Annotated in this window: 6 protein-coding genes; 5 read left to right on the top strand and 1 reads right to left on the bottom strand. The window is 38.0% G+C overall.

Going from position 1 to position 6,310, the window contains the following annotated elements:
- The 5 genes from IW16_RS15785 (at nucleotide 1) to mnmE (ending at nucleotide 6,120) form a co-directional block, all read left to right on the top strand.
- Entirely contained in the window at nucleotides 1–1,770 is a 1,770-nt protein-coding gene (locus IW16_RS15785) for an aminopeptidase P family protein (protein ID WP_034746235.1), read from the top strand.
- Nucleotides 1,771–2,144: 374 nt separating this feature from the next.
- The gene (locus IW16_RS15790) at nucleotides 2,145–2,711 is read left to right on the top strand and encodes a Crp/Fnr family transcriptional regulator (RefSeq protein WP_034746238.1); all 567 of its coding nucleotides are present in this window, start codon (nucleotides 2,145–2,147) and stop codon (nucleotides 2,709–2,711) included.
- Nucleotides 2,712–2,864: 153 nt separating this feature from the next.
- The gene (locus tag IW16_RS15795; protein ID WP_034746241.1) at nucleotides 2,865–3,890 is read left to right on the top strand and encodes a saccharopine dehydrogenase family protein; all 1,026 of its coding nucleotides are present in this window, start codon (nucleotides 2,865–2,867) and stop codon (nucleotides 3,888–3,890) included.
- On the top strand, nucleotides 3,887–4,465 hold the full coding sequence (locus IW16_RS15800; protein ID WP_034746244.1) for an NAD(P)H-dependent oxidoreductase: 579 nt from the start codon (nucleotides 3,887–3,889) through the stop codon (nucleotides 4,463–4,465). The genes IW16_RS15795 and IW16_RS15800 overlap by 4 nt, the downstream gene beginning before the upstream one ends.
- 269 nt (nucleotides 4,466–4,734) lie before the next feature.
- On the top strand, nucleotides 4,735–6,120 hold the full coding sequence (gene mnmE, locus IW16_RS15805; RefSeq protein WP_034746246.1) for a tRNA uridine-5-carboxymethylaminomethyl(34) synthesis GTPase MnmE: 1,386 nt from the start codon (nucleotides 4,735–4,737) through the stop codon (nucleotides 6,118–6,120).
- On the opposite strand, the gene IW16_RS26980 is transcribed toward mnmE, so the two are convergent.
- Nucleotides 6,098–6,310, bottom strand: a 213-nt coding sequence (locus IW16_RS26980; protein ID WP_228376949.1) for a hypothetical protein, incomplete at its 5' end; no start/stop codon positions are given. The two genes, mnmE and IW16_RS26980, sit on opposite strands and share 23 nt — an antisense overlap.

Below are 6,310 nucleotides of genomic sequence, written 5' to 3' on the forward strand. Positions count from 1 at the left end.
ATGACTTCAAAGGAAAAAGTTATTGCACTTCGTGAAGAAATGCAGAAAAATAATGTTGATGCATTTATAGTATATTCTGCGGATCCGCATATGAGCGAGTATCTGCCTGAAGAGTGGCAGGAAAGGGCATGGATTTCCGGATTTTCCGGTTCAGCCGGTTTTGTGGTCATTACAAAAGATAAAGCAGGGCTTTGGACAGATGGAAGATACTTTACCCAGGCTGCTATCGACCTTGAAAATTCAGAGATTGATCTTTTTAAAGACGGAATAGAAGGAACTCCCAACTATATAGACTGGATTATTTCTGAAATTCCTGCCGAAGGAAAAGTAACTGTGAATGCTATTGCCACTTCAAATACCAACTGGGATCTGCTTTCACAAAAATTAAAGTCAAAGAATATTACTTTAGCCGATCTTCCTTTATTAAAGGAAATCTGGAAAGAAAGAGGAACCCCGTCAAAAAATCCAATATTTGTACATCCTGTTGAAAGAGCAGGAAAATCTGTAACTGATAAACTGAGTGCTATCCGTCAGAAAATGGAAGATCAGGGCGCTACAGTGCATGTGATCTCAAGTCTGGACGATGTAGCCTGGACATTAAACCTGAGAGGAAGCGATGTAGAAAGCAACCCTGTATTTTTAGGATATATAGTAATCACTAAAAATGACGCGGTACTGTTCACCGGTCTTGAAAAACTGGACGTCGAGGCAAGAAAACAAATGGATGAATCCTTTGTGAAAATGATGCCTTATGAAGAGTTTTACAACTACCTGAAAGCATTCAAAAATGAAAAGATACTGGTTTCTCCCAACAGTAATCAGATGATCTTTGAAACTGTAAAAACTGACAATCAGCTGATGAAAGCAGCTGTTCCGGGAAACCTTATGAAAGCTCAGAAAAATGAAACTGAGCTGGAAGGATTCCGAACAGTGATGGTACGGGATGGTGTGGCAATGGTAAAATTCCTGTACTGGCTGACTCATAATGCCGGAAAAGAAGCTATGAACGAATATACCATCGGCAAAAAACTGAGAGATTTCCGTGCAGAAGGAAAGAACTTTGTCGGTGAAAGTTTTGGAAGTATTATAGGATATAAAGGAAACGGTGCAATTATACACTATTCCGCAAAAAGTGAAGGGAGCAAAGAGGTTACCAACGATGCCACCATCCTTGTAGATTCCGGAGGTCAATATCTTGAAGGGACTACCGATATTACAAGAACTTTTGCTCTTGGGGCATCTTCAGAGGATTTCAAAAGAAATTCAACTCTAGTGCTTCAGGGAATGATCCGTTTATCGATGGTAAAATTCCCTAAAGGAACAAAAGGAGTACATCTTGACGCCATTGCAAGACTTCCGCTTTGGATGGAAGGCAAAGACTATAACCATGGAACCGGTCACGGAGTAGGAAGCTTCATGAACGTTCATGAAGGTCCTCACAGTATCAGAAAAGATATGAATCCTCAGGATCTTCTTCCGGGAATGGTATGTTCCAATGAGCCGGGATATTATCTGGAAGGAGAATATGGAATCAGACATGAAAATCTGATCGCTGTACAGGAAGCTGAAAAAACAAATCATGGAACATTCTATGAATTTGAAACGCTGACATTCTGCCCATTCTTTAAGGATACAATTGTGAAAGAAATTCTTTCAAAAGAAGAAATTACATGGCTGAATGACTACCACAGAACCTGTGAAGAAAAATTAGGCCCTTACCTTGAAGGAGACGTTAAAAACTGGTTCCTGGAGCTGGTAAGCCCGCTTTAAGTTTGAACATTAATAATTGTTAGATAAATTCTCGAAGCCCTGCGGATTCCTCTGCAGGGCTTTTTTATTGCGGCAACCGTATTTTTACGGATTTAATTGTAGGGATTCCCCTGATATAAGGAACTGCGGAGTAGTCTATCTTTGCATTAATAAAAAACACATCAATTCATATCTTCATATAACTTTAGTAAATTCAAAGCAGTAAAACCATTTCGTTCTGAAATGGTTTTATTTTTTATTTTAAAGGAGATTCAGTTCAGAATAAGGTAAAAATTAAGCTGAACGGATAAAGCTTTCATTCATTCCTGTCCGACACATTTGCAATATGTATTCTTAAAATTTATCTTTACATCAACAATGATTGATTTTAAAACATGATCGAAAACTATTTCCGAAGCTTTAATATATTCTCAGAAAATGAGATTAAAGATTTTTTAACGCTTTTTGAAGTCAGAAAAGTCGATAAAAATGAATTTTTTGTGCAGGAAGGAGACCAATGCCGGGAAATAGCATTTATCGTATCCGGAATCTTCCGGTCTTATTATATTTCAGATGAGGGGAAAGATATCACGTATTGCTTTCGTTTTCCGGAACAGCTTATGGCAAGTTATTCTTCATTTATTTCAGATACTCCCAGCAGAGAAAATATGCAGGCTATTACCGATGCCGAGCTGATGGTTTTAAAAAAAGAGGCGATAGATGGTCTGGTAAAGAATGATCTTAACTGGACAACATTTTTAAAGATGATTGCTGAACAGGAATACCTTGAACTCGAAAAAAGATTTTTTCAACTCCAGAGAGACAGTGCCTCACAGCGTTATGAAACTTTACTTGGCAATCAGCCGGATTATGTTCAGAAGATTTCACTGCAGTATCTCGCTTCTTATCTGGGAATTACCCAAAGACACCTTAGCAGAATCAGAAAAGAAATTACCATATAGAACAGGGTAGAAATCACATATAGCCTAAAGTAACAGAAACATATTCTTTTTAATTGTAGGGAATCAGTAATGAAATAATCAAAAGAACACTTCTTTTTGGACATTTGTCCTACACAACGGAACCGCAGCTCTATAATTTTGTCAAAAAAAAATATGGAACATAATATTCTCGTTATTGGAGGAAACGGTCTGGTAGGCAAAACAATTATCAGGATTTTAAAATCAAGAAATCCTCACGTACAAATTTTCGTTGGGGGAAGAAAAGGAGGTCAGACAGGAAATGATCTTAAAATTGATGTGACCAATCCCGGTACTTTCCGGGTTATTCAGGAGAAAAAGATAGGTTTAATTATTCTTTCTGTCAATGATAAAGACGACCATGTCCTTCGTTTTGCGATTGACAACGGAATTGATTATCTGGACATCACCAAACCTACTCCCGATCTTGTCAAAGCCTATGCTATTGCTAAAAACAGGAAAGTTCAGAGCCGGATTGTATTCAGTTCCGGATGGATGGGAGGAATTGTCAATGGATTGGTAAAAACAATTGCTGACCGGACAGCGGATATCCTGGAAGTAAAACTCTTTGTATTCTATTCCGTGAAAGACCTTGCGGGAGAAAGTTCAGCACACTTTATGGCTGAAAATGTAGCCAAGCCGTTTATCAGGTACGAAAACAACCGGCAGGTTCCGATAAAGCACTTTTTAGATTCCGAAAATTTTAATTTTTCTTTTGGAATTGGGAACAGGGTAGCTTATAATTTTGATGTTCCGGATCTGTATATTCTTAATCAGATTGAAAAGATTCCTAATGTCAGTGTTAAGATGACTTACAATTCAAAATTTATCACGTGGCTTTTGGGAGCCTTTCAAAAGGTGAGAATCTTTAATATCCTATCCTTAAAAGAAAGAAGAATGATCTTTGGATCAAGTGGAAAAGGTGATCAGAGTGTATTCGAGATTGTGGTGAAAACTAAAAATGGGGCTGAAAAATTAAGTCTTCGGAGTTCGAGAGGACAGGCGGAACTGACTGCGCTTTCTGCAGTATTGCACACAGAGGAGCTGTTGAAAAATTCCCATGAAAACAATGTCTATTTCAGCCATCAGCTGCATCAGCCTGCCGCTCTTTTGGAAAAACTTAAAGCGTATGAAACGATCAGTATACAGGGAGGATTATGAGAAAAATAGCGATTATCAACGGGCATCCTAATAAAGATTCCTTCAATTTCGGAATTGCTGAAGCTTATAAGGAAGGAGCTAGGCAGTCAGGGGCAGAAGTAAAAGTGATCACCATAGCTGAACTTAATTTTGATCCTGTTCTCCATTTCGGATATCAGAAAAGAATGGAACTGGAGCCGGATCTTTCGAAGGCCTGGGAAATCATACAGTGGGCAGATCATCTCGTGTGGATCCATCCGGTGTGGTGGGGTGGTCTGCCCGCCCTGATGAAAGGTTTTATTGACCGGCTGTTTCTTCCTGGGTTTGCGTATCAGTACAGGGAAAATTCAGTTTGGTGGGATAAGTTGCTGAAAGGGAAAACAGGACATATCATTACAACTTTAGACCAGCCGGGATGGTATTATTGGCTTCTTTATGGCAGACCAAGTGTCAACCAGCTGAAAAAATCAACACTGGAATTCTGTGGAGTGCAACCTGTGAAAGTAACGTATGTGGGAATCATTAGAAATTCAGCTGAGAAGCAGCGTGTTCTATGGCTTCAAAAGATAAGAGAACTTGGAAGACGGCAGAAATAACGGTTATTAAAAGGGTAGTGATAGTGCCCTATTAAAAGATAACAGGAGTTTCCGGGATGCTGTAAGGTTTTAAAGAGGGTGCCGGTTTTTTAGAATGGTATCGGAGATAAAAGCTTTGCTTTTATAAACAGAATAATATTAAACAAAATTGGTGCCTTCCTGTTTCAAGTTCAACAATACATAACCCCTAAAAGCTCCGATTGAAGCAATAGACAATCTGTATAAAATACCCCATGAGAAATTAGCACGAAAAACCGTAAATTTGCACCATGAATAACGATACGATTTGCGCACTGGCTACAGCCAATGGAGTAGGAGCTTTAGGGATTATCAGAGTTTCAGGGAACGATGCATTACCTGTTGTCCAGAAAAGTTTTCCGGGCAAAAAGCTTGAAAAGCAGAAGTCTCATACCATCCATTACGGTTATTTTATGGATGGGGAAGAAGCTATTGATGAGGTGATGCTTTCTATTTTTCTGGCTCCGAAAAGTTTTACTACAGAAAATTCTGTGGAAATTGCTTTTCACGGCTCACCGCATATCGGTAAACGTATTCTGGAAACCCTGACCAAAAATGGGGCAAGAATGGCGAAAGCGGGGGAATTCACCCTTCGTGCATTCATCAATGGGAGAATAGATCTTTCGCAGGCGGAAGCAATTGCCGATGTTATTGCTTCTGAAAACGAAGCTTCCCGAAAAGTAGCGATCAACCAGCTAAAGGGAGGAATTACGAATGAAATATCGATATTGAGAACAGATCTTCTGAATTTTGTTTCTCTGATCGAACTTGAACTGGATTTTGCAGAGGAAGATGTAGAGTTTGCAGACCGCTCAGCTCTTAACGGACTGCTGGATAAGATAGAATTAAAATTAGATTCTCTTATCGACAGTTTCCAGTACGGAAATGCCATCAAAAACGGAACGGCAGTCGCTATCATCGGAAAACCCAATGCCGGAAAATCTACTTTACTGAATGCTCTTTTGAAAGAAGAAAGAGCCATCGTGAGTAATATTGCCGGAACCACAAGAGATACCATTGAGGAAATCTTACATATTAAAGGCCATGCATTCCGTCTGATCGACACGGCCGGACTTCGTGAAACGGTTGATGAAATTGAGGCAATCGGAGTAAAAAAAGCCAAAGAGAAAGTTGAAAATGCGAATATTCTGGTCTATTTAGCCGATGCTGCTACAGAAGATTATTCTGAAGATATTGAAATGATCAAATCGCTGCAGAGAGAAGATCTGAAACTGATCATTTGCGCAACAAAAATCGACGAAGTGCTGCCTCCGAAATATGAGTTGGTAGAAGATATATTCAGAAATGAAATTGCCCAGGATTTTGATTTTATCAGAATATCAGCGGTCGAAAACCAAAATATACAGGATCTGAAAAATGAACTGTCATCTTACGTTGAACAGTTACAATCTCAGGAAAATAACGTGGTCATTACCAATCAAAGACACTTTGAAGCGCTCCGCAAATCTCTGGAAGCCACTCATAAAGTAAAAGAAGCCATTTCCTTCAAGATCTCTACAGAGCTTCTGGCTTATGAACTGAGAAATGCATTAGAACATCTTGGAGAAATTTCAGGTGAGGTAACGAATGATGAGGTGCTGGGGAATATTTTTTCTAAGTTTTGTATCGGGAAGTAAATATACTTCTTTTGATTTCTTTTTTTTTTTTTTTTTTTTTTTTTTTTTTTTTTTTTTTTTTTTTTTTTTTTTTTTTTTTTTTTTTTTTTTTTTTTTTTTTTTTTTTTTTTTTTTTTTTTTTTTTTTTTTTTTTTTTTTTTTTTTTTTTTTTTTTTTTTTTTTTTTTTTTTTTTTTTTTTTTTTTTTTTTT

The organism is Chryseobacterium vrystaatense, assembly GCF_000737765.1.
Lineage (GTDB): Bacteria > Bacteroidota > Bacteroidia > Flavobacteriales > Weeksellaceae > Chryseobacterium > Chryseobacterium vrystaatense.

What these genes read in the sequence shown, in the direction of transcription:
- IW16_RS15785 (WP_034746235.1), top strand. Translation starts at nt 1, where the DNA reads ATGACTTCAAAGGAAAAAGTTATTGCACTTCGTGAAGAAATGCAGAAA.
- IW16_RS15795 (WP_034746241.1), top strand. Translation starts at nt 2,865, where the DNA reads ATGGAACATAATATTCTCGTTATTGGAGGAAACGGTCTGGTAGGCAAA.
- mnmE (WP_034746246.1), top strand. Translation starts at nt 4,735, where the DNA reads ATGAATAACGATACGATTTGCGCACTGGCTACAGCCAATGGAGTAGGA.
- IW16_RS15790 (WP_034746238.1), top strand. Translation starts at nt 2,145, where the DNA reads ATGATCGAAAACTATTTCCGAAGCTTTAATATATTCTCAGAAAATGAG.
- IW16_RS15800 (WP_034746244.1), top strand. Translation starts at nt 3,887, where the DNA reads ATGAGAAAAATAGCGATTATCAACGGGCATCCTAATAAAGATTCCTTC.